The organism is Nitritalea halalkaliphila LW7, from assembly GCF_000265075.1.
Taxonomy (GTDB): Bacteria; Bacteroidota; Bacteroidia; order Cytophagales; family Cyclobacteriaceae; genus Nitritalea; species Nitritalea halalkaliphila.
Genome location: NZ_AJYA01000114.1, coordinates 1 through 1,970, shown reverse-complemented (window position 1 = coordinate 1,970; position 1,970 = coordinate 1). Strand labels below are relative to the sequence as shown.

At 57.9% G+C, this 1,970-nt stretch carries 3 protein-coding genes; all 3 read left to right on the top strand.

Annotated features, from left to right (window positions below; genetic code table 11):
- The first annotated feature begins 57 nt into the window (after window positions 1-57).
- The 3 genes from A3SI_RS16675 to A3SI_RS16665 all read left to right on the top strand — a co-directional run bounded on the left by A3SI_RS16675 (window position 58) and on the right by A3SI_RS16665 (window position 1,955).
- Window positions 58-519 carry a DUF11 domain-containing protein gene (locus tag A3SI_RS16675; protein ID WP_009057841.1) on the top strand — a complete coding sequence of 154 codons (462 nt, stop codon included), beginning with the start codon at window positions 58-60 and terminating at the stop codon, window positions 517-519.
- The gene (locus A3SI_RS16670) at window positions 516-767 is read left to right on the top strand and encodes a DUF11 domain-containing protein (protein WP_009057840.1); all 252 of its coding nucleotides are present in this window, start codon (window positions 516-518) and stop codon (window positions 765-767) included. Before A3SI_RS16675 ends, A3SI_RS16670 begins: the two co-directional genes overlap by 4 nt.
- Before the next feature lie 120 nt (window positions 768-887).
- Window positions 888-1,955 (top strand): COG1361 family protein, encoded by a 1,068-nt coding sequence (locus A3SI_RS16665; RefSeq protein WP_238531833.1) that lies wholly within the window; start codon window positions 888-890, stop codon window positions 1,953-1,955.
- The last annotated feature ends 15 nt before the right edge of the window (window positions 1,956-1,970 follow it).

Sequence of the window (1,970 nt, the reverse complement as noted above, 5' to 3'; positions counted from 1 at the left end):
GGCAGGAGAGACGCTTAGCTTGAACCTGGTCGTACGCAGCGCGGATGGATTAGCCTGATGGGCGTGGTGATCGTGGCGCAAGCGCGCGGACTGCGGCAGCCGACCGAGAGGGAGCAGTTGAGTAATGAGGTGCGCGTAAATGTGAATGCCTTACGTGTGGCGAATTTGGAAGTGCTGAAGACGCCGGCGGCACCACGCGTGCTGGCGGGTGAGTCAATTACCTACACGATTCGAGTACGTAATATAGGAAATGCGGCAGCGCGCAATGTGTTGGTGACGGATGCGCTTCCTGCGGGAACGGTGTTCGAGAGTGCGAGCATGGGCGGGACTTTTGCCGCCGGCACGGTGAGCTGGAACATCGCCGAGATCGCGGCGGGTGGAGAGGCTACGTTGACCTTAGTTTTAGGAATCCCGGCTAATACGGCAGCGGGTACGGTGATCCGTAACGTAGCGGTGCAGATAGTGCGGATGATCCGGATGGTCCGAAGGAAAATGCGCCGGATCCAGATAATGATGTGACGGTGGATACTGCTGCGACCTTAGCCATAGCGAAAACGACTGCTACTCCGAATGTGGTGGTAGGTGAAGTGTTTACGTACACGATCACGGTGACGAATAATGGCCCAAGTGATGCGCAGCAGGTGGTGGTAACGGATGCCTTGCCGGCAGGAGTGAGCTTCGAATCTGCGGATACTGGCGGCAGCTTGGATAATGGAGTTGTGAGCTGGACTGTAGGCACTTTGGCCGCAGCGCGACGGTCAACCTGAGCTTGGAGGTTCGCTTGGCGTCGGACTTGGCGAATGCACGGAGGTGAGTAATGTCGCCGAGGTGAATAGCCTACGGATGCGGGATCTCCACGCGTATCTGCACCTGCTGTGATTACGGCGGTGAATGAGCGCGCGACCTTAGAGCTGGTGCTTGCGGCGACTCCGCTGACGGTAACCTCAGGGGATGCGATCACCTATACCTTAGAGGTGCGTAATACGGGTAATATCGGTACAGGTGCTGTGAATGTGACCTTGCCGCTACCAAATGACACGCAGTTTATTTCGGCGACGGATGGCGGTGTCTTGGATGGCTTGAATGTCAACTGGGCACTGGCTAATGTGCCGGCAGGAGAGACGCTTAGCTTGAATTTGGTGGTTCGCAGCGCGGATGGCTTAGCTGATGGCGTGGTGATCGTGGCGCAAGCGCGCGGTACTGCGGCAGCGGATCCGAGAGGGGAGCAGTTGAGCAATGAGGTGCGCGTGAATGTGAATGCCTTACGTGTGGCGAATTTGGAAGTGCTGAAGACGCCTGCGGCACCGCGCGTGCTGGCGGGTGAGTCGATTACCTACACGATTCGAGTACGCAATATAGGAAATGCGGCAGCGCGCAATGTATTGGTGACGGATGCGCTTCCTGCGGGAACGGTGTTCGAGAGTGCGAGCATGGGCGGGACTTTTGCTGCCGGCACGGTGAGTTGGAACATCGCCGAGATCGCGGCGGGTGGAGAGGCTACGCTGACCTTAGTTTTAGGAATCCCGGCTAATACGGCAGCGGGTACGGTGATCCGTAACGTAGCGGTGGCAGATAGTGCGGATGATCCGGATGGTCCGAAGGAAAATGCGCCGGATCCAGATAATGATGTGACGGTGGATACTGCTGCTACCTTAGCCATAGCGAAAACGACTGCTACTCCGAATGTGGTGGTAGGTGAAGCGTTTACGTACACGATTACGGTGACGAATAATGGCCCAAGCGATGCGCAGCAGGTGGTGGTAACGGATGCCTTGCCGGCAGGAGTGAGCTTCGTGTCTGCGGATACTGGCGGCAGCTTGGATAATGGAGTGGTGAGCTGGCCTGTAGGTACTTTGGCCGCAGGCGCGACGGTCAACCTGAGCACCTGGCAGGTTCGCTTGGCGGCGGACTTGGCGRARTGGCACGGAGGTGAGCAATGTCGCCGAGGTGAATAGCCCGACGGATGCGGG

Bases quoted from the DNA above. Each gene is read 5' to 3' on its own strand.
- A3SI_RS16675 (WP_009057841.1), top strand. From the start codon at position 58: ATGGGCGTGGTGATCGTGGCGCAAGCGCGCGGACTGCGGCAGCCGACC.